The 20,354-nt window shown below is 49.3% G+C and carries 15 protein-coding genes and 1 rRNA gene; 6 read left to right on the top strand and 10 right to left on the bottom strand.

Annotated features, from left to right (window positions below; all coding sequences use genetic code 11):
• Positions 1-50: 50 nt before the first annotated feature.
• The 6 genes from ACO1NT_RS04330 to ACO1NT_RS04305 form a co-directional block, all read right to left on the bottom strand.
• Positions 51-236, bottom strand: a complete 186-nt coding sequence (locus ACO1NT_RS04330; RefSeq protein ID WP_449047174.1) for a CsbD family protein — start codon at positions 234-236, stop codon at positions 51-53.
• A gap of 130 nt (positions 237-366) precedes the next feature.
• Positions 367-1,761, bottom strand: coding sequence for an OmpA family protein (locus ACO1NT_RS04325; protein ID WP_449047173.1), 1,395 nt, complete (start codon positions 1,759-1,761; stop codon positions 367-369).
• Positions 1,762-2,203: 442 nt separating this feature from the next.
• On the bottom strand, positions 2,204-3,214 hold the full coding sequence (locus ACO1NT_RS04320) for an anion permease (protein WP_449047172.1): 1,011 nt from the start codon (positions 3,212-3,214) through the stop codon (positions 2,204-2,206).
• Between the two features lie 5 nt (positions 3,215-3,219).
• Entirely contained in the window at positions 3,220-3,867 is a 648-nt protein-coding gene (locus ACO1NT_RS04315; protein WP_449047171.1) for a DUF47 domain-containing protein, read from the bottom strand.
• Between the two features lie 92 nt (positions 3,868-3,959).
• On the bottom strand, positions 3,960-4,997 hold the full coding sequence (locus tag ACO1NT_RS04310; RefSeq protein ID WP_449047170.1) for a sensor histidine kinase: 1,038 nt from the start codon (positions 4,995-4,997) through the stop codon (positions 3,960-3,962).
• A 12-nt stretch (positions 4,998-5,009) separates the two neighbouring features.
• The gene (locus ACO1NT_RS04305; RefSeq protein ID WP_449047169.1) at positions 5,010-5,672 is read right to left on the bottom strand and encodes a phosphatidylserine decarboxylase family protein; all 663 of its coding nucleotides are present in this window, start codon (positions 5,670-5,672) and stop codon (positions 5,010-5,012) included.
• A gap of 157 nt (positions 5,673-5,829) precedes the next feature.
• Here ACO1NT_RS04305 and ACO1NT_RS04300 point away from each other — a divergent pair, with 157 nt between their 5' ends.
• The 5 genes from ACO1NT_RS04300 to ACO1NT_RS04280 all read left to right on the top strand — a co-directional run bounded on the left by ACO1NT_RS04300 (position 5,830) and on the right by ACO1NT_RS04280 (position 13,525).
• Positions 5,830-8,382, top strand: a complete 2,553-nt coding sequence (locus tag ACO1NT_RS04300) for a DUF5686 family protein (RefSeq protein ID WP_449047168.1) — start codon at positions 5,830-5,832, stop codon at positions 8,380-8,382.
• Between the two features lie 2 nt (positions 8,383-8,384).
• Positions 8,385-9,158, top strand: a complete 774-nt coding sequence (locus ACO1NT_RS04295) for an enoyl-CoA hydratase/isomerase family protein (RefSeq protein WP_449047167.1) — start codon at positions 8,385-8,387, stop codon at positions 9,156-9,158.
• Between the two features lie 84 nt (positions 9,159-9,242).
• A complete protein-coding gene (locus ACO1NT_RS04290; RefSeq protein WP_449047166.1) occupies positions 9,243-9,947 on the top strand; it encodes a hypothetical protein in 705 nt (234 codons plus the stop codon).
• Between the two features lie 6 nt (positions 9,948-9,953).
• Positions 9,954-11,957, top strand: coding sequence for a hypothetical protein (locus ACO1NT_RS04285; protein WP_449047165.1), 2,004 nt, complete (start codon positions 9,954-9,956; stop codon positions 11,955-11,957).
• 101 nt (positions 11,958-12,058) lie between these two features.
• Entirely contained in the window at positions 12,059-13,525 is a 1,467-nt protein-coding gene (locus ACO1NT_RS04280) for a glycine--tRNA ligase (protein WP_449047164.1), read from the top strand.
• On the opposite strand, the gene ACO1NT_RS04275 is transcribed toward ACO1NT_RS04280, so the two are convergent.
• Positions 13,520-15,850, bottom strand: coding sequence for a glycoside hydrolase family 95 protein (locus ACO1NT_RS04275; protein ID WP_449047163.1), 2,331 nt, complete (start codon positions 15,848-15,850; stop codon positions 13,520-13,522). The two genes, ACO1NT_RS04280 and ACO1NT_RS04275, sit on opposite strands and share 6 nt — an antisense overlap.
• 5 nt (positions 15,851-15,855) lie before the next feature.
• The gene (locus ACO1NT_RS04270; protein WP_449047162.1) at positions 15,856-17,805 is read right to left on the bottom strand and encodes an alpha-L-fucosidase; all 1,950 of its coding nucleotides are present in this window, start codon (positions 17,803-17,805) and stop codon (positions 15,856-15,858) included.
• A 307-nt stretch (positions 17,806-18,112) separates the two neighbouring features.
• Between ACO1NT_RS04270 and cobA the strand changes: the two genes are divergently transcribed.
• Positions 18,113-18,928, top strand: a complete 816-nt coding sequence (cobA, locus tag ACO1NT_RS04265) for a uroporphyrinogen-III C-methyltransferase (RefSeq protein ID WP_449047161.1) — start codon at positions 18,113-18,115, stop codon at positions 18,926-18,928.
• Positions 18,929-18,940: 12 nt separating this feature from the next.
• Here the strand turns inward: cobA and ACO1NT_RS04260 are convergent, their stop codons facing one another.
• Both ACO1NT_RS04260 and rrf read right to left on the bottom strand, forming a co-directional pair.
• Positions 18,941-20,056: a formylglycine-generating enzyme family protein gene (locus ACO1NT_RS04260; RefSeq protein WP_449047160.1), complete on the bottom strand. Its 1,116-nt coding sequence runs from the start codon at positions 20,054-20,056 to the stop codon at positions 18,941-18,943.
• A gap of 182 nt (positions 20,057-20,238) precedes the next feature.
• Positions 20,239-20,350 (bottom strand): 5S ribosomal RNA (rrf, locus tag ACO1NT_RS04255).
• Positions 20,351-20,354: the final 4 nt, after the last annotated feature.

The following is a 20,354-nucleotide window of genomic DNA, read 5'->3' as shown; positions in this document are numbered from 1 at the left end:
GCTTCCGCGTAATTTTACATTAAATTAAAATGCTTACAACTACAACAGGGCTATAGCTTATTTAACCAATCGATCACCTCATCCCGTGCCTTGCCGGTCTTCTTCTGGATGCGGCCGATCAGTTCATCCTCTTTTCCCTCTTCGTACAGCAGGTCATCATCCGTCAGTCCAGCATATTGCTGTTTCGCCTTCCCTTTCAACTCGTTCCAAGTACCTTTTAACTTTAAATTACTCATTGTTCTATGTTCTAATGATTCAACTAACATATAAACAAACATACGGCCGATAGGTTTGGCTGGGCACAAAAAAAACGGCCAACCTTATTGGGTTGGCCGTTTTTTACAGCAATCCTAAATCGAATACTGCTTAGTTTTTGATCTCAACGCGACGGTTAAGTACGCGGCCTTCTTCAGTAGCGTTTGAAGCGATCGGTGCAGATTCGCCGAAAGCTTGAACGTTGATTTTGGCAGCGTCAACGCCAGAGTTAACCAAGTATTGTTTTACTGAGTTAGCGCGGTCTTTTGACAGCGTCATGTTGTAAGCTTCAGTGCCTTCAGCAGAAGCGTGGCCGTCTAACGTAACGGTTGCACCGCTTTCGCGCAATTCAGAAGACAACCGGTCAAGGATTGAGTATGACTCGGTTTTCAATACAGAGCTGTCGAACTCAAACTGGATATTTGAATACGTACCGGCAACCGCGGTGGTTTCAGGCTCTGGGAACTTAATGGGGCAACCTGCTCCGTCAACTTGAGTACCTGCAGGCGTACCTGGGCATTTGTCAAAGCGGTCAGAAACACCGTCACCGTCTTCGTCATTGTTCAATTCGTCAACAATGCCTTCCAATGTAGACACACGTTGTTTCAACGCTTCAAGCTCGTTGCGCAATGAAGGGTCTTTCAACTCATCATACAAGGTAGACACAGGGTTGTGCCAAGTCAAATCCGGTTTCGAAGAAGAGCCTAAAGAGAACTCTAAACCAGCGTAAGTGTAAGAGAATTTATCATTGGCAGCACGGTCAACAACCGGTCCGAACAATGATTTGTCGTCAACAAAGTTCATAGTGTAACCCAAGTTCAAGGCTACGCGATCAGAAAGTTTGAATTTAACACCTACACCTACGGGGATGTATGCTTCGCGCTTAAAGTCACGATCTCCCGTCAGTTCACGGTCGGAATTCACTTCTTCACCCCATGCACCTTTGTTATCCCAAGCACCGGAAGAGCCGTCAGCATCCGTATAACCTACCGGATTGAAGGCCATAACACCATAACCGACACTTGCATAGAAATTAACCACGTTTTCACGACGCAAGAAATCGATGGTAGCCAATTGGAATACACCATTCAGGCTAGCGGCATACTGTACAGACGTTTCTGCCGATTGATAACCGGCATTACCTGCTGCACCGTTAGCTGCATTGAAAATGTAATCGTTGGTAAGCCCCCTGTTGTTGTAAGTGAAAATCCTACCACGGTTGGCAGCGGCTTCTAAACCAAACCAGCTTGACAATTGCTTACGGACAGTGATACCGTAGTATTCGCGCAGCTTATAACCACCGAAACCTACTTTTTGATTAAACGCGTTCGATCCACCGATGAGTACGGATGGGGTAGTAAAACCACCGTTTACACCGATAGACCATGTCCTGTATTGGGATCTTCCTCCAAATACAGTCGGCTCTTGTGCCTGCACTGTATCGGTGAGCCCGAAGGCCGCTACAAGCGAGCAAGCAACTGCCGTTTTGATTGTAGAATAATTCATACTCTTGTTTTTTTTAAGGTTAAAAATTTTTAATTGTCTAATTTCTCGCAAAAATAACCAATAGTTTGATTCCCGCAATATTTGCAAATACTATTCCAGTTTTTTTCCTTTTTATGATTTTCTAAAAAAAACCACGGGAAAACATGCGCTTTTTTACCCCAAACAACTACTTCATCCCTGACACACAATCATTTACAACAAAACAGCACATGCAAATTAAACTTCGACATCCAGTAGACGTGTCACGCTTATCGCCGTACTTGCCGCAAAATAACATGACCATTTCCTCCACGATACCGAACTTCAAATGTCTATTTTTTTAGTCAGTCTAGCAAAAGCGCTGTAAATCTACAGATTAATTGCTTCCGTTCCTAAATTTTTATGATTTATCTTTCGCCATCACAAATCGCTACGAGCCTATGCGCTTAGAAAAACCGCGCACCTAAAAAAGGTAATGGATGACGGTATAGGTAATGCCGGCCAATACAGCAGATACCGGAATGGTGAGCACCCACGCCCAAAGCAGGCTGATGGTAACGCCCCAACGCACAGCTGACACACGCTTTACCACGCCGACTCCGATAATTGACCCCGTAATGGTATGGGTGGTAGATACCGGGATACCGAAATGTTCCGTGATACCCAATGTAATCGCCCCCGCCGTTTCCGCTCCCACGCCTTCCAGTGCATTCACTTTAGTGATTTTGGTCCCCATTGTCTTTACGATTTTCCATCCACCGCTCATCGTCCCCAACGCGATGGCGGAATAGCAAGTCAACGGTATCCATTCGGGCATGCTATCTCCGGATTGCAAATAACCACCTGCCACCATGGCCACGAAGATAATGCCCATCACTTTCTGCGCATCGTTGCCCCCGTGGGCAAAGCTCAATGCCGCCGACGATACCAATTGTAGTTTCCTAAACCACCATTCCGCTACCGATGGCCTCGCTCGCTTGGATATGTTGATGATGATCAATGTAATGATGACGGCGATAATCATACCCACGGCCGGTGCCAGCACGATAAATGAGATGATTTTCAGTGTGGCATTCAAGTTAATAGCACCGACAACACTGTCGCCTAAAATAAAGGCATGCGTCATACCGGCCCCCGCAAACCCACCGATCAGTGTATGCGACGAGCTGGAGGGCACCCCGTAATACCAGGTAAATAGGTTCCAACCAATCGCTGCCACCAGCCCCGCCAGGATCACATCCAATGTGATGTACTCCTCCAGTACGGTCTTCGCTATCGTATTGGCAACTTTGTGGTCGGTGAAATAGAAATATGCGGCAAAATTGAACGTCGCCGCCCAAAGCACCGCTTGAAAAGGAGACAGGACCTTGGTAGACACAATGGTGGCAATGGAATTAGCCGCATCGTGGAAACCATTGATATAGTCAAATGCAATGGCAAGGACGATGACAACAATCAATAGCGTGCTGATCATATGGCTTAGGCGTTTTTCACTAAAATGCTTTCCAATACATTGGCCACGTCTTCACACTTGTCGGTAGCGGTTTCCATAGCCGCCAATACCTCTTTGTACTTGATCAGCACAATGGCGTCTTTCTCAAACTCGAACAGCTCACCCACCGCCTTATCAAAAATATAATCGGCTTTATTCTCAATACTGTTAATACGTACGCAGGAGTCGGTAATGTTGCGGATGTTCTTCAGGTTGCGTAGTTCGTGGACGGCCTTGGCCACATCTTCGGTTGCCTCCAGAATCAAATCCGCCATTTCGATAATGGGCTCCGTAATCCGCTCAATCTTATATAACTCGATTCGGTTGGACGCGTCATGTATGAAATCGGCCACATCATCCAAGGAACTTGTCAACGTATGGATATCCTCACGGTCAAACGGTGTGATGAAATTTTTTCCGAGTTCCAAATGGATTTGATGCGAAATATCGTCCCCACGATGTTCCAGGTCCTCGATTTTCCGGCAAAGCTCCTTCCGCTTGTCGGAATCTGCCAGGTTCACAAGCTCCTTCAACAGCTTCGCCATATCAATGAGGTTGCTGCTTGCCTGTTCAAATAATGGGAAGAATTTCTTGTCTTTAGGAACGAAATACTGGAATATGCTATTGAGCGACATAAGCGGATTTTATTTATGCAAAAATATGACGCCAATGTTAAGTTAATGTTAATTAACAGCGCTTTTTCAAATTTAATGCCAGCAAGGCAACCCTACATGGACGGATTCACCTTCTCCAGGGTAAAGGCAAAAGTAGTTCCCACACTCTCCGTACTGCGTACGTTGATCGTTTGCTCGTGTGCTTCGATGATGTGTTTCACAATGGCCAATCCCAAGCCCGAACCGCCTATCTTCCGCGATCTGCTCCTGTCTGTCCGATAAAACCGCTCAAAAATGCGGGGTAGGTTCTTCTCGTCAATCCCGATACCATCATCTGTCACCTCCACCAATATCGTTTCGAAAAGCTCATATACTTTGATATCGGTTTGGCCGCCTTGCTTACCGTATTTGACGGAGTTGCTGATGAGGTTCACAAACACTTGTCGTATCTTCTCCCGATCTGCCCTCACCAGGGTAGGGTGCTGGTATTTTTCTTTAAAAACCAACCGGACACGGTAAGCCGACGCTTTATCCTCCATCGATTCGAGTACCTCCTTGATCAACACGACGAGATCAAATTTCTGGTGATTGATTGGAACTTGTCCACTTTCTAATTTCGATATTTCATCAAGGTCTTTTATCAAAAAAGACAGCCTGTCCAGATTCGAAGATGCTTTCCTCAAAAACTGGGTGGCCATCTCGATGTCTTCCTGCATCATACCATCCTGCAGCGCATCTACATACCCTTGAAGCGCAAACAACGGTGTCTTAAACTCATGCGCCACGTTGGAAAGGAACTCCCGCCGAAACCGCTCCTGTTCTTTCAACCGATCTATTTCTTTTTTCTTCTCCTTGGCCCAATCCCGCACTTGCTGCTCAACGTCGTTAATCGGGTCGTCACTCATTTTTTCGCCCAATGCCTCCTTAAGGTCTTTGCCCAGCTTCAGGTTGTGGATTAACTTGTAGATGAGCTTGATCTTGCCGTAGATATAACGTTGGAATAAATAGTAGAATGTCAGGAAACTGATGGCGAATGAGATAGCGAATGTAACCAGGAAATGCTGCCAACTATGCTGGAAATAAAAATTCACGCACGCGATAGACAACGCTACGGCACACGCATTGATGAAAACAAGCAGGATAAACCTCATGGCATTAGCAAATCACTGATCAAAGCGGCCGAGGATGGTAAGGCCACCGGATACCTTATCCCCGATCTTGACGTCCACTTTTGCGCCCAAGGGAAGGAAAACGTCAACACGCGACCCGAATTTGATAAAGCCAAACTCTTCCCCTTGCGTTACGGCCGCGCCTTCTTCCACATACCAAACAATACGCCGCGCCATGGCCCCAGCTATTTGGCGGAACAGGACCTCTTTGCCCGTTGCCGTCCGCACCGCGATACTAGTCCGCTCGTTAAGCGTAGACGACTTCGGGTGCCACGCCACCAGGTATTTACCAGAATGGTAGCGGAAGAAGCTGACCTTTCCGCTTACGGGGTTGCGGTTGATGTGGACGTTCACGGGCGACATGAAAATAGATACCTGTATCCGCTTATCGTGGAAGTACTCCGTTTCTTCGGTTTCTTCAATCACCACCACTTTCCCGTCGGCAGGGCAAAGTATGGTGTGGTCATCGGTGATAATACGCCTCCGCGGATTCCGGAAAAACTGCAAAACGGCAACCAATAGCAGGAACGAAAGAAGATAGGTTGTCCATACTACGAACGTACTGCCTGATATAAAGTAATGGACTAAGGCATTGGCCATGAAAATCACCAATACAACGATAGCGATGCTGGTATATCCTTCTTTATGGATGGTCATTTATAGAAATTAATGGACAAACTTAGATATTTTTCTTCTATATACCATAGCTGTGTGGTCGCCAAATGGCTCTTTTTGTCCCAAGTTTTTAAACTTCCCAACAAATTGTATCTTGTGAACGTTTATACTCGTCGGGTATGAAAGAGAACGGGCCGCTATGAGAATACGATTCACCGCTTTGAAAGGAACACTGCTGCTGATGGCCACCATAGCCTTTTCCTCACTTTTTGCGCAGCCGACCATTCGTGGTAGGGTCACCGATGCGGCCACCCATGAAGGGATTGCCGGTGCCACCGTAGCACTATTGTACACGGTGGGGGGGCCGTCGGGCACATCGACCGATAGCTTGGGAAACTACACCATCACCCCAACAGGGCCAGCAACCGCGGTCCGGTTTACGGCATTGGGGTATAAAACGCTTACCAAAAGGCTGGATACCGTCGCCTTACAGACCATCAATGTGGAATTGGAAGAAGATTTCTTGCCGCTTGATGAAGTGGTCGTTAGTGGGAAGGGGAGGTACCGCAACCGTAATAATCCCGCAGTAGCGCTCATTCGCAAGGTCATCGAACATAAACGCGTTAACCGGTTAACACGTTTTGACCACGTTTCATTCGACGCCTACGAAAAAATAATGATGGCGGTAAGTAACGTACCTAAGTTTGTCGCAAACAATGCACTAACGAAGGGCTATCGCTTCGTATTCGAGAACGTTGACACAACCTTGGTCCCCGGGCGATCGCTTTTGCCTATTTACCTCGAAGAAAACATGTCAAAACAATATCGGCAGCTTTATCCGAAGGCCACGAAAACGGTCCTCGTCGCCAACAAAAAAACCGAACTTGATGCCCGGTACGTCAATAATGATAATATCCAAACGTATTTCAATTTCATCTACGCCGATGTGGATATTTACGAAAACAACGTGTTGATTCTAAACAAACCTTTCCTCAGCCCAATTGCCGACGCCGCACCGTTATTCTATAAGTTTTTTATCACCGACACCATTTCCTCAGCCGAAGGCCAGTTTGTTGACCTGACGTTCGTGCCAAGGAACCAAACAGACCGGCTTTTCTCAGGGAGGCTACGCGTTACATTAGATGGCAACTACGGCATATGCCGGGCCGATATCCGGGTAGACCGGCGAGCAAATCTCAATTGGGTGAACGACCTCACCCTATCGCTTCGCTTCCAACGCCACGATAAGGGCATTTACCTGCCGGCTTATTCCGATATGAAAATCAACTTTGGGCTACAGGGGAGTGACGGTGGTGCTTTCGGCCAAAGGACACTGGTATATTCAGGATACGACACCGACACCGTCATCCCGCCAACGATATTCAGTGGACAGCAAACATCGGTGGTCGCCGGTGCCAACGCACGGTCCGCCGCATTCTGGGATAGCAAACGGCCACTAGCATTGACCTCCACCGAGGCAAAAACGTATGCCAACCTGGATAGCCTCCAAAACAACCGCTCGTTTAAACGGACGTTAAAACTGGGGTATTTGCTTGCCCAAAGCTATGTAAATACCGGGCCGGTCGAATTCGGCCCCGTGGAACACACCTATAGTTTCAACGAGCTCGAAGGAAGTCGTATCCGGATCGGCGGAAGAACGACCGGTGAGCTCTCCGAAAAAATGTATGCGGAGTCTTATTTGGCATATGGAACCACGGACAAGCAATTGAAGTACTATGGGAGTGTGGCATACACGCTCAATAGGCGGAAGCTGGGTGAGTACCCCGCACATTACGTGCAACTCACCTATCAATACGATGCGCGCGAACCGGGACAGCTGTTGGGGTTTCGCAACGGCGATAGCTTTATCCGCTCATTCCGTAGCGGCAAGCAGGACAAATGGAGTTATTTTAACGTGTGGAAACTCAGTCACCTCGTCGAGTTCGGGCAACATTTTATGCTCCAGACCTCTTTGATTTCACAGCGGGAAGACCCCGCGGCCAACCTGTATTTCATTACCGCGGCACACAACCCTGATACCGTGCGCACGCTGCGTACCTCGGAGCTGGGATTCGACCTTCGCTGGGCCCCCCATGAAGCGTTTTTCCAAAGGAACCTCGAACGGACACCGATAACCAATGAGTTCCCGATATTCAACCTGCGCTATAAAATGGGCCTAAAAGGACCTTTTGGTGGTCAATACAACTACCATGCACTCCAGCTGGGCGTATCAAAACGCCTATTCCTTTCACAACTGGGTATAGCCGATGTAAACCTGGCCGCCGGTTACATATTTGGTACCGTACCTTTCCCATTGCTCGATATTCCCTACGCCAGTAGATCCTATGCGCTGGAACAAGACGCTTATGCACTCATGAACGACTTGGAGTTTGTGAACGACCAATACATCAAACTGCATGTGGAACACCGGTTACACGGGTTTATATTGAATAAGCTTCCCCTGTTGAAAAGACTGAAGATACGTGAGATAGTTGGGTTCAAATTGCTATACGGTAATGTTCGCCCGGAGAATAGGCCGGAGAGCAACCCTTCTGTTTTCATACTCCCAACAGATGGCGACGGCAACAGAACGACGTTTACCATGGGTCGTCGGCCGTATATGGAGGCTAGCGTGGGATTGGAGAATATTTTGAACGTGCTCCGCGTGGAATATGTACGGCGATTATCGTACCTTAACCATCCCGATATCGATAAGGGGGGGATTCGATTTAGTATTAAAGTAGACTTTTAATCATGATTTATCAAAATTTAAGCATCGACGACACAGGGTATATTAGGCGGATTACCATTGCCCGTGAAGCGAAATTAAATGCATTGAATATAGCGACTCTTGCAGAGCTGCACGACGCCGTTACGACGGCATTGGCTTCGGAAGCAGTGAAGGGGGTGATATTGACCGGGGCGGGGGAAAAAGCGTTCGTAGCAGGAGCAGATATCGGCGAATTCGCTTCCTTCAACGCAGACCAAGGACGGGCACTAGCGCGAGAGGGGCAAACCACCGTGTTCGATGTGATACACCACGCCGCCAAACCCATTATCGCAGCGATCAATGGCTTTGCCCTCGGGGGTGGCCTGGAGCTTGCACTAGCCTGCCACATCCGAGTTGCAGCCAACCATGCCAAGCTAGGCCTGCCAGAAGTTTCGCTCGGACTCATACCGGGATACGGAGGTACCCAGCGCCTTACCCAGCTGATCGGGCGCGGGCGCGCGCTGGAGATGATCCTCACCGGTGATATGGTCACGGCAACCGAAGCGCAGGCATACGGTATTGTAAACCACGTCGTCGAGCCTATGGAACTACTCACCAAAGCAGAAGGTATCCTCCATCGTATATCATCACGGTCGCCACGGGCCGTCGCCGCCGCTATTTACGCAATCAACGCAGGCGCTGGAAACGCGCGCGCGGGTTATGAAACCGAAATCGACCAGTTCGGCCGGTGTTTCGATACGACGGATTTTAAAGAAGGGGTTTCCGCTTTTCTAGAGAAGCGGAAACCAAATTTTTGATTGGGACCGGCCATCGAAAATACCGTAAAACAGGGATTTCCATTTCAACGCTATCCCTGTATCTTTGCGGCAGAAATGACATTTATGAAGACCATCATACGTAACGGCCACCCACTTAGATATCGCCTTCCCCTATTTTCGCTTATCCCGTTGTGTCTTCTCCTCAGTTCATGTTTTCAGCTAATCGAGGAAATCACCGTAAACACCGATGGCTCAGGTACGCTTGCCCTTACAGCGAATCTTAGCCAAAGCCGAAGCAAGCTTGCCTCCGTGATGCTATTGGATAGTGTAAATGGATATAAAGTGCCCTCAAAAACCGACATCCGAAAGGAAATGGCAGAGGTCGCGAACACATTACGGTCAATAAAAGGAATAAGTAAGGTAAGCCACACGGTCGACTTCGACAAATACATAATAAACATACGGTTCTCATTCAACAACGTGGCGAACCTAAATGACATCACCGCACTCATTTTCGATAAGCTGGACATCAAGGCATCCGACAACTCATCCTATAGCTATCATGCGGAAAGCAAAACGTTCAAACGGTCGTATGCCGCAAACCCACAGGCCAAATCAGAATATGGGAAATTGAAGCAAGAAGATAAAGCAATCTTTGAAAACGCCACATATACCAGTATTTACCGTTTTGACCGGCCTGTCTTCAAACAAACCAATAGCAGGGCAAAAGTCGCCGCCTCCAAAAAAGCGGTTATGCTGCAATGCAGGGTGCTCGACCTTATTGAAGGTAAAATCGAACTTTCTAACGATATCCAACTCGCACAATAAATACTCATGAACAAATTTTATCAAATACTCGCAGCGCTCGCTTTCGTATCGTCGGTTTCGGCACAGGATCTTGCTCATAAAATTCCACACGATGCATTTGCGGTGGTGAATATCCGCACAGACCACTTTTTTGAGCTATTATCCGTCGATGACTTCGATCGTTCATCCATCGGCAAAATCATTATCGAAAAAACACGCGATGCAGAACTTCAAGGCGTAAATAGCATTGTCGATTTCGGTATAGCATTAGACCGACCGGGTTACTTTTATGCGATGCTTTCCGACAGCGTCACCTACAACAGCTTCCTGCTGCCCATTGCCAACATAGAAAAGTTCGAAGCCCATTTTGCGGCGGACCAAGATATCCATGACCATGGCTCCTTCAAAAGCTTCACCAAAGCCGGCGCGGGCAACACCATTATATTTGCCTGGAACGACGACATGCTCTCTATCACAACACCGAATTTGGTTGACAATTACTTTCAACAGGATGCCGTCGCCGAAAGGTACGGGATCCACAATTACAGCTATGCTGATTATTACAACCAACTCCCGGCGGAAGAGGAAGTGGCCGATTGGGATGGCGCAGGGTGGGTCGAGACCGATAACGGCTATGACTCCGTTTATGTTGATATTCCACCACCTGCGCTTCCAGATAGTACGGCGTGGCCAGAAGAAACCGACAGCCTATATGTCGACAGTGCCGATTGGGAGGGCATTGCTGTGGCTGCCGACTCGGCATACCTTGAGGCAGACAGCCTAATCTACAATGATAATTACATGATCGACTCCATATCGCCGGAGGAGAATCTCTATGATGAATATTACGCGGCAGATCAAGAGGTAAAGCAGCAATTAGTTACGGAATGGGGAGCTGCATTTGTCCTGTCGCAGTTTGAAGAGATGCCCGTAGCGAGTGTGCTCACCAACCGGTCATACCTATCAAGCCTGAGCAAGGACGCCTTGGCAACGGTTTGGGTTCCAAGCTTTGAAGCTATTTATACCACTTTACTCCCTGAGCTCAGCGAGTTCGGCAGAAACGGAAACCTTTTTAGCTATTATGGCAGTCTGCAGCTCGGGCTGTTTGCCGACAACGAAGGGTTCAAGCTCAAATCCCAAATGGAACTGGAAGGAAGAATGGCAAAAAGCTTTAAACGTATGTACGGCGGGAAGCTTAACCGGAAATTCCTCAAATACATCAATTCGGACGACGCCATCGGCATATTTGCATTGGCTATGGATACGCGAGCTTATCTGGAGGAATTACCCGCTTTGATAAAAAACACCTACGGCGCTTTGCTTGAACAGTATGAGGCAGATATCGCCCTCGGAACAGATCTGGTGTCGCTCCTCCTTGATGAAGCAGCAATAGCTAAAGTGGCTAAAGGCGATGCCGTATTCGTACTCAATGGAATAACACAGCAGGAGGTACCGTATATTAGCTACGAATATGATGAAGACTATAATTACATTGAAGTTGAGAAAACCAAAATGGAAACGATTCCCGATTTCCTGCTGATGTTTTCGTCGGACGACACGGAACTATACGGCCGCATCATGTCTTATGCTACAAACAAAGGCTATTTAACCGAACAGGACGGCATCTATTGGATGAGCCAGGGCGAACTACCTTTTGACCTCGCATTCACACGCAGAAACGGGATTGTATTTGTGGGCACATCGGTAGACCAGTTAACCGGAATCGCTGAGGGCAGCTACCGAGGTAAATTAGACAGGCCGACTCGTCGCCTGCTGACCAAAAACAAGGTTTCGGGGATATTACGTGCCAATAAACTGGCCAAAGAAATTCCAACCGAACAGCTCGCTTCCCTTAACCGCTATATCGCGTTCCAAAAAATTTTTGGCTCGATGGGCGACTTCTATTTCAAGTCAAACGGCGTAAAGGGCAATCGCGTCTCCGGCGAGTTCGTTGCACAAACGCCAGAAGGTTTCGACAACGCTATCATATACTTGTTTAGCTTGGTAGACTACGCCCTTGAACAGCGTTAACCCATCGGCAACCCGAAGGTTAGCGGCCATACATAAAGGCCTCCAAATGGAGGCTTTTGTTGTTTGCATATCAGTGGCTTTTTATCTATGTTTGCCGTCTTATGAGCAAACAGACGGACGACTTCTTCAAGCAAGTGGTTTCACACGCCAAGGAATACGGGTTTGTGTTCCCTTCGAGCGAGATATACGACGGCCTTAGTGCTGTCTATGATTACGGCCAGTTGGGGGCCGAACTAAAAAACAACCTGAAGCAATATTGGTGGAAGGCCATGGTGCAACTCCATGAAAATATCGTGGGTATCGACGCAGCCATCTTCATGCATCCTACTACCTGGAAAGCTTCCGGACATGTGGACGGATTCAATGACCCGATGATTGACAACAAGGACTCGAAAAAGCGCTACCGAGCCGACCAACTCATCGAAGATAAAATTACCCGCTACGAAACCGATGGCAAAAGCGAAAAAGCCCAGCAATTGCAGGCTGACCTTGACGGGGCGCTGAATGATGACGACCTCCCCCGTCTGAAAGCGATTATCGAGGAACACAACATCGTGTGCCCCATATCCGGCACGAGAAATTGGACCGATGTACGGCAGTTCAACCTGATGTTTTCTACACAGATGGGTGCATCAGCCGAAGGGGCAGAAACCGTTTATTTGAGACCAGAGACCGCTCAGGGTATTTTCGTTAACTTTCTGAATGTACAGAAAAGCGGACGGATGAAGATCCCCTTTGGTATTGCCCAAATCGGGAAAGCATTCCGCAACGAAGTCATCGCCCGCCAGTTCATCATGCGCATGCGCGAGTTCGAACAAATGGAGCTGCAATTTTTCGTGCGGCCCGGCACCGAACTCGATTGGTATAACAAATGGAAGGAAACACGATTGAAATGGCATTTGGCAATCGGCGGCGACAAAGCTAAATACCGCTACCACGACCACGTGAAATTAGCACACTATGCCAACGCGGCGGTGGATATCGAATACGAATTCCCGTTTGGGTTCAAAGAAGTGGAGGGCATCCACTCGCGCACCGACTTCGACCTTAGCCAACATCAAAAGTTTTCAGGTAAGAAGCTGCAATATTTCGATCCAGAAATCAATCAGAATTATGTTCCTTACGTGGTCGAAACGTCCATTGGGCTAGACCGACTATTCCTCACGGTACTATGCAACTCCTTCGAAGAAGAAGACCTGAGCACCGAAGAGAAAAAGGACTCGAGGTCAGTACTCCGCTTCCACCCAGCACTTGCGCCTATAAAAGCCGCTATCCTGCCACTTACCAAAAAAGACGGGCTACCCGATAAGGCAAGGGAAATATTAAATCGGCTGAAAATCGATTTCAATGTCAGGTATGACGAGAAAGATGCCATCGGTAAACGCTACCGCAGGCAAGATGCCATCGGTACACCTTTCTGCATTACCGTAGATTATCAATCGTTGGAAGACGATACTGTCACGCTGCGGCACCGCGATAGCATGGAACAGGAGCGTGTGGCCGCCTCAGACCTGGAACGCATCATCGGCGATTTGGTGGGCTGGAAAAACCTACTGACAGGCCTATAAGCCGGTAAGGTTTTCCGCTGGTATGAGCTCGCCGTTTACCAATACATCAACAGCGGGTGCGCCGGATGGTGAATGGATGCTATAGTCGATTACCTTACCATCCCGCCAGGCGATATCCACTGTGTAATTTCCGCGTGCTTTCAAACCTTTTACCTCCCCCGCTTTCCATGCGGCTGGTAGGGCGGGGAGCAGGTGGATAAAACCCGCATGGCTCTGCAGCAACATCTCTGCGATACCGGCCGCCCCCCCCAAATTACCGTCGATCTGGAAAGGCGGATGTGCACAGAATAAATTTGGATATGTGCCGGCATTGGCACGTTCATAGGTCGTCTCGTGGCCAAATGCCGGCTGCAATAACTGCCGTAAAATCTCCAATGCATGGTCGCCATCCTGCAACCGTGCCCAAAAAAGAATCTTCCAAGCACGGCTCCAGCCGGTTCCGCCGTCGCCACGTACCTCCAGGGTCTTTTTGGCCGCCGCTGCCCATTCGGGTGTGGTCTGCGGAGAGATAAACGCCGCCGGATACAGCCCGTAAAGGTGCGACACATGCCGGTGCTGGGGCTCCGGTTCGGCGTAGACGTCCAACCACTCCATTACCCGTCCATCCGGACCGACCTGTACCGGTGGGGGCAAGTGCGCTAAACTAAGCGACAATGAATCCACAAAAGCATCCCGCAGCCCCAATGTGTCGGCGGCGGCGATTACATTATTATATAATTCCCTTACGATCTGATTATCGATTGTCGGGCCCATCACCACACTCGCGCGCTTACCGTTGGGCATCAAAAATGCGTTCTCCGGTGAAACCGAAGGTGCCGTTACTAACCAGCCATGGGTCGGTTCTTTTATAAGCATATGGTGATAGAACAAGGCTGCATCGCGCAATACGGGATACACGTCCCGAAGATAATCGGTGTCCATGGTAAATAAATAGTGCTCCCAAAGGTGGTTGCACAACCAGCCGGAGGCTGTACTCGCTCCCCAGGATGCCTGTTCGCCCGGCGCCGAATAACCCCATACATTCGTCATCATGTAACATACCCAACCTGGTGCGTTGTAATAGGCCTTCGCTGTGTTCCTACCCGCTTCGGCAATGGCTTTGATCATGTCAATAAACGGCCCATGCAGTTCGGACAGGTTGCCGACCTCTACCGGCCAATGGTTCATCTGGGCATTGATATTGAGATGGTAATCGCCATTCCAAGGTGTTTGTACGCGGTGCGCCCACAGTCCTTGCAAGTTGGGCGGCAATAACCCTGGCCTGGTACTGCAAATACTGAGGTACCGGCCGTATTGGAAATACAATGCCGCCAAGGCATTATCGTCCGCCGGGTTGTCGAAGAACCTTTTCAATCGCTGGTCGGTCGGTATGTCATTGGTTTGCGGGCCGGAAATATGCAAAGACACGCTGTTGAACAACTGTTGAAAAGCCGACACGTGCCGCGCTTTCTGCGTTCTATAGGGTGTCTCCAAGGCGTTTTCCATCAAGCGGGCCGACCGCCTTTCGTAAGCATTGCCCCTAAAATCCGTGGCAGCGGAAAAGTAAAGAGTTGCTTCGTCCGCGCCGATGAGCTTCAAGGCCTTACCTTCGCTAACCAACTTGCCCCCAACGTGCTCGATGCGGACACGCGCCAAATAACGCATCCCGGTACCGCCGCGGCCATCGTTCAGTGTACCAAAAAGTTGCAATTCCTCACCGACCATCCGTAGCTGTGCATTCTCCGTCCGCGCCATGGTCACCGAAAAAGTCAACGCCTTCTGGGTATCCGCGGAAAGCCGGATAACCCCCACGTCACCATCAAACGAGGTGAAATACTCCCGTAAGTAGGTGATTCCACCCCGTTTATAAGACGTTTCCGCAGTGGCCGTTGGTAGATCGAGGCTCCGCCGGTAATCCACCGCTTCGCCTTGTTGGTCGTCGTATTGGATCTTCAGCTCACCGAGCGTTTGGAAACAACCATACGGTACATCGGCACCATTGCCGTGGCCACTACCGTCTCCTACACAGACGAAGTTAGCACCCACCCATTCTTCAGCTTCGTCGTTCCTGCCCTGGAGGAGTAACCGCTGGATTCGATCCACGCTTTTGTAGGCGTCATAATTGTTTGGATCCTGCTCGCTGCCAGACCAAAGCGTGATGTCATTCAGTACAATTTTTTCTTGGTTAAGGCCGCCATCGGGCATCATGCCTAATCGGCCATTGCCCAACGGCAATGTCCCCTCCCAAACCGTTGCAGGCTTGTCATACCACAGCTGCAAAGCTTGTTGCGCATGCGCCGTTTGGAAAAAGCCCCAACATAGGGCCAACCATCCTAATTTTTTCATGGCATTTATTTAGGCCTGTCCCCTGCTTCTTGGTCGTAAATATTAAATTCCGCGATCGATACCGGCGATCGATCGCCTACGACGCCTGCAACCGCATCAATAGTAAACCGGAAATAGCGTGCCTCCACTTCGTCGTCAAAAGCCACGTACTGCATCGCCGGGTTTGCAACGATGTTGGCGAACTCGCCAAGGGCAACGGTCTCCCATGTATTTCCATCATTACTGGTGGTTAATTGAAATCTGCTTACAAGGCCAGCGGTTTCACCGTCCTGCCTCGGCAGGTAGCTAAAGCCGGTAACCGTGTGTGTACGTCCCATGTCAATCGCCACTTGTTGTGGCAGTTTCTTTCCTTCCGTCAGCCAAAAGGTCTCTGTACGGCCATCGACGGCTAATGCAGGGTCGCCATTTTCGAAGCCATTGTCAATCAGCCGCCACCCCGTGCGGTCGACACCGACACGCTCCATTACACTATGGGATGGACGACTTGGATTCGCTTCTTTGAACAGACCGAAATCACTCAGCGCCACGGCGACCGGTGCGAATAAACGCAGCCGTAGCCGGTGGGCGGTAACGGGTTTCTCCAGGGGGATAATCCGACTAGCCCCAATGCTGGTTGCATGGGCAAGCGGCGCCCATTCCCCGCCTTGCCACATATCCACCCACACGCTATCCAGTCGTTGGCCAAGTTTGATGTTCTCGCGCAGGCGAATCAGGTCAAACGTCGTCGCACGCTCCAGGTCGATAATCAATTCGGGAGATGTCACACCGTCGTCGCTGGCCCAATAGCTATAACGGTCGTTATCAATTAAGTTTCGCGCACCGAAATGATCGGTATCGCCATCACGGACATTCGATGTTTCAAAGCGAGCTTCGGCAGCCAGGTTCGTTGAGAATGTTTGGGCTAGCTTTTTGCCAAAGCCTTCCAGCGACGCTACATCCGCTGCGTGGAGCAACCCATTTGTGTCTGGCGCAAGCCCTAAATTCAGCGCCGCTCCACGCCCCACGCTTTTAAGGTATAGGTCGAAAAGTTGGTCGGGGGTTTTTACCTGATGGTCCTGTTCGGGGTGGTAGAACCAACCCGGCCGAAGCGGAACATCGCACTCCGCGGGAATCCAAAATTTCCCGTCACGTTGGCCACTGCCCAAAAAACGATCGTCGACATGGCCGGGAGCGGCCTTTCCTCCATCCGGACCAATGGGAGTGAAGGTCGCCCATGACGTTTCAGGGGCAATGCCTTTTTCGTTCCCCACCCACCGAGTATCGGGACCAATATCGCTGAATATAACAGCGGTCGGCTGCATCTCTCGGGTGATAGGCCAGGTCTTTTCCTCCCATTCGTAATAAGTGGACCGGTCGATGCGCCGCATTTCATTAGCACCACCATAATATCCATCACCGCCGTTTGCTCCATCATGCCAACTCGTAAACAGCTCACCATAACCACTATACAATTCTCGCAACTGTTCACGATAAGCCTCAGCATACTCTTCATTGCCGTACGCTGCGTCGTGGCGGTCCCAAGCCGATACATATATGCCAAATTGCATGCCCTGCTTATGGGCGGCTTCCATAAATTCCTTTACCATGTCCCCTTCGCCGTTGCGCCATGGGCTATTTGAGATATTATAATCGGTGGTTTTGGTGGGCCAAAGGCAAAATCCGTCGTGGTGTTTTGCAACTGATATTAGTCCATTGCACCCTGCTGATTTTGCCGCAGCAGCAATTTGGTTGGCATCGAAGTGCTGCGGATTGAACAAGCTGACCGGAGCGTCACCAAAACCCCATTCCTTGTTCTGGAAAGTAGTCGGGGTGAAATGGATAAGGCAATAAAGCTCCATCTCGTGCCAGTTCAGTTGCGCCGCCGTCGGTATCGGCCCGTAGGGCGCCGGCTCATTTTTTGTCCGGTTACCGGATGAATCGCACGAGCCAATAACGATTAGGCCTGCCAGCCACATCAAATTCAAATATCTTTTACGGTTAATATCTATCATAATGAAATGGTTCTATCGAAAAGTAAAGATAATAGTTTGATGGATAGAATAAACCCATTGCGAGAATAATTGAGTTTTTGGGTAATACATTTGCATATAAAAATTATAGAAATGTGTTGCTATCTCGTTCGTTCTCAGAGCCCTCTAAAGACATCAAAATTATATAGCTGAAAATCAAAAAGTTATTTAACAAAAAATGGGTTTTTCAAAAAACACTATAAAAAAGGTAGACTTTGTGTATATTTGTGCCGTATTACCAACTATCAAAGATATGGGACAAGCATCATTTATAAGAAAACAACAGGTAGATCCGCGGATCACGTTGGTCGGTGCAGGACCTGGGGATCCGGACCTCATCAGTTTGAAAGGTATTAAAGCCCTGAAAACCGCAAATGTCATCCTTTATGACGCGCTGGTAGATGAACAATTGTTGACCTATGCACCCTCGGAGACGATCAAAGTATATGTCGGCAATCCGTCCGGCGACGAAAATTTTTCACAAGATGTTGTTAACCAGTTGATGGTTGATTACGCGTTGAATTTCGGTCACGTAGTACGGTTGAAGGGTGGTGACCTTTTCGTTTTCGGCCGCGGATATGAAGAGTTGGAATACGCGGCTTCATATAGTATCGAAACCTCGGTTGTTCCCGGGATTTCAAGTGCCATTTCGGTACCCGGCTTGCAAGGCATTCCCGTAACCCATAAGGGGGTAAGCAATAGCTTATGGATCCTTTCAGGATGCGACGACGAAGGGAACCTTTCGGCAGAATTAAAGGATGCAGCTCAAAGTCGTGCAACAGTCGTGGTGCTTTTGGGTTTCGATAAGTTACCAGAAATCGTCGCCCTTTACCAGACTGCCGGCAAGGGGCGCTTGCCGGTCGCGGCCATTCAGAACGGATCGATGGCGAATGAAAAGGTAGCCATTGGTATTGTCAATACCATTGTAGAGGTCACCGAAGAAAAACAACTCGACAACACGGGACCCGTATTACTGGTGTTCGGATCCGCAGTCGAGCTGAATCGGCAGTTCCACCCTATCCGTAGGTTTTTCCAGCTGACAGCGTGTAGTGAGCACATCGGCGAATAACAGGGCCGTTCGCTAACCTTTTGGGGCAGGTTGGTCACTTACGCAACGGAAACCTAGGTTGTTGCTTCCACTACTGATTTCCCCTTTTCCCCGGCTGCCAGCGATATAGCGTTCACAATACTGTTCATTACAAAGGAACGACCCCCCACGCTGTACCCGTTTCACGGTTCCGGGCTCCAACGGGTCGTAGCTATCTTTTGGCCCTTCCGGGTCGTGGGCGGGACTATTCTCATAGTAGTCTGGACGATAATAATCCGAGCACCATTCCCATACGTTTCCATCCATATCGTACAAACCCCAAGCGTTGGGACCGTATGATTTGACGGGTGCAACACCTTTGAAGCCATCTTCACCGTTATCTTCTGTGGGAAAGCTTCCCTGGTATACATTGGCTATCCACCGACCCTCGGGTTTCAGGTCATTGCCCCAGTAATACTTGCTATCGGAATGCCCCGCGCGGGCGGCGTACTCCCATTCGGCTTCCGTCGGCAGCCTTTTGCCGGCCCATTTGGCAAAAGCCGCTGCATCGGCATAAGCTATATGCACTACAGGCTCATTTTCGCGGCCCTCAAGATCACTTCCCGGTCCTTCGGGCTGTCGCCAACTTGCACCGGGGACATAACTCCACCACTGCAGGTGATTGTTCAGGCTCACCGCTCGATCTGGTGGCGTAAATACCGCAGAACCTGGCTGCAACGCATCCAGGGGCACATTCGGGAAATCCTTCGGATCCAGCGGGCGCTCCGCGATGGTTTGGTAGCCCGTTGCCGCTACAAACCTGGCGAATTGCGCATTAGTCACCTCGTGCTCGTCCATCCAAAAACCACCTACAGTTACTTCATGTACCGGGCTCGCATCAGCGAACTCCGCAGTCCCCATAAGGAATTTCCCGCCTTGAACGTAAACCATGGTAGCGTCATCCGCCCCCAGAAACGTATGTTCCTTCTCAGATTCCGCAATTGCGGCCGCGCGTGAGGGAATTCCGTGCGAGACGCAGGTTACGGTGCTATCAACGATAGCCGCAGATGCCGCCCGCTTGCCATCTTGAGGTGTTTGGTTACAAGCAGCCGCCAGTACTGCGACCGAAGCAAATAAAAAAACACGTATGAATCGATGTTTCAAAACCATGGGAACTATACTCTATGACACTAAGTTAAACACTTGCAATGAAAGGTTAAAGATATGGTTTTGGCCATTAATTATAAAAAGTATTGGTAAAAGAGAACCCGGGGGGCTTCTAACCTCCCTCCTTGGATATTTTGGGGCGACAAAAAAAAAGCCCCACGGTTTGCACCATGGGGCTTTGTAGGTTTTGGCGCCGACCTACTCTCACGCCTTTTACGGCAATACCATCGGCTCTGGCGGGCTTAACTGCTCTGTTCGGTATGGGAAGAGGTGATCACCGCCGATATAGGCACCAGTAAAT

This window comes from Parapedobacter sp. (assembly GCF_053550995.1).
This window is presented reverse-complemented; position numbering and strand designations above follow the sequence as displayed.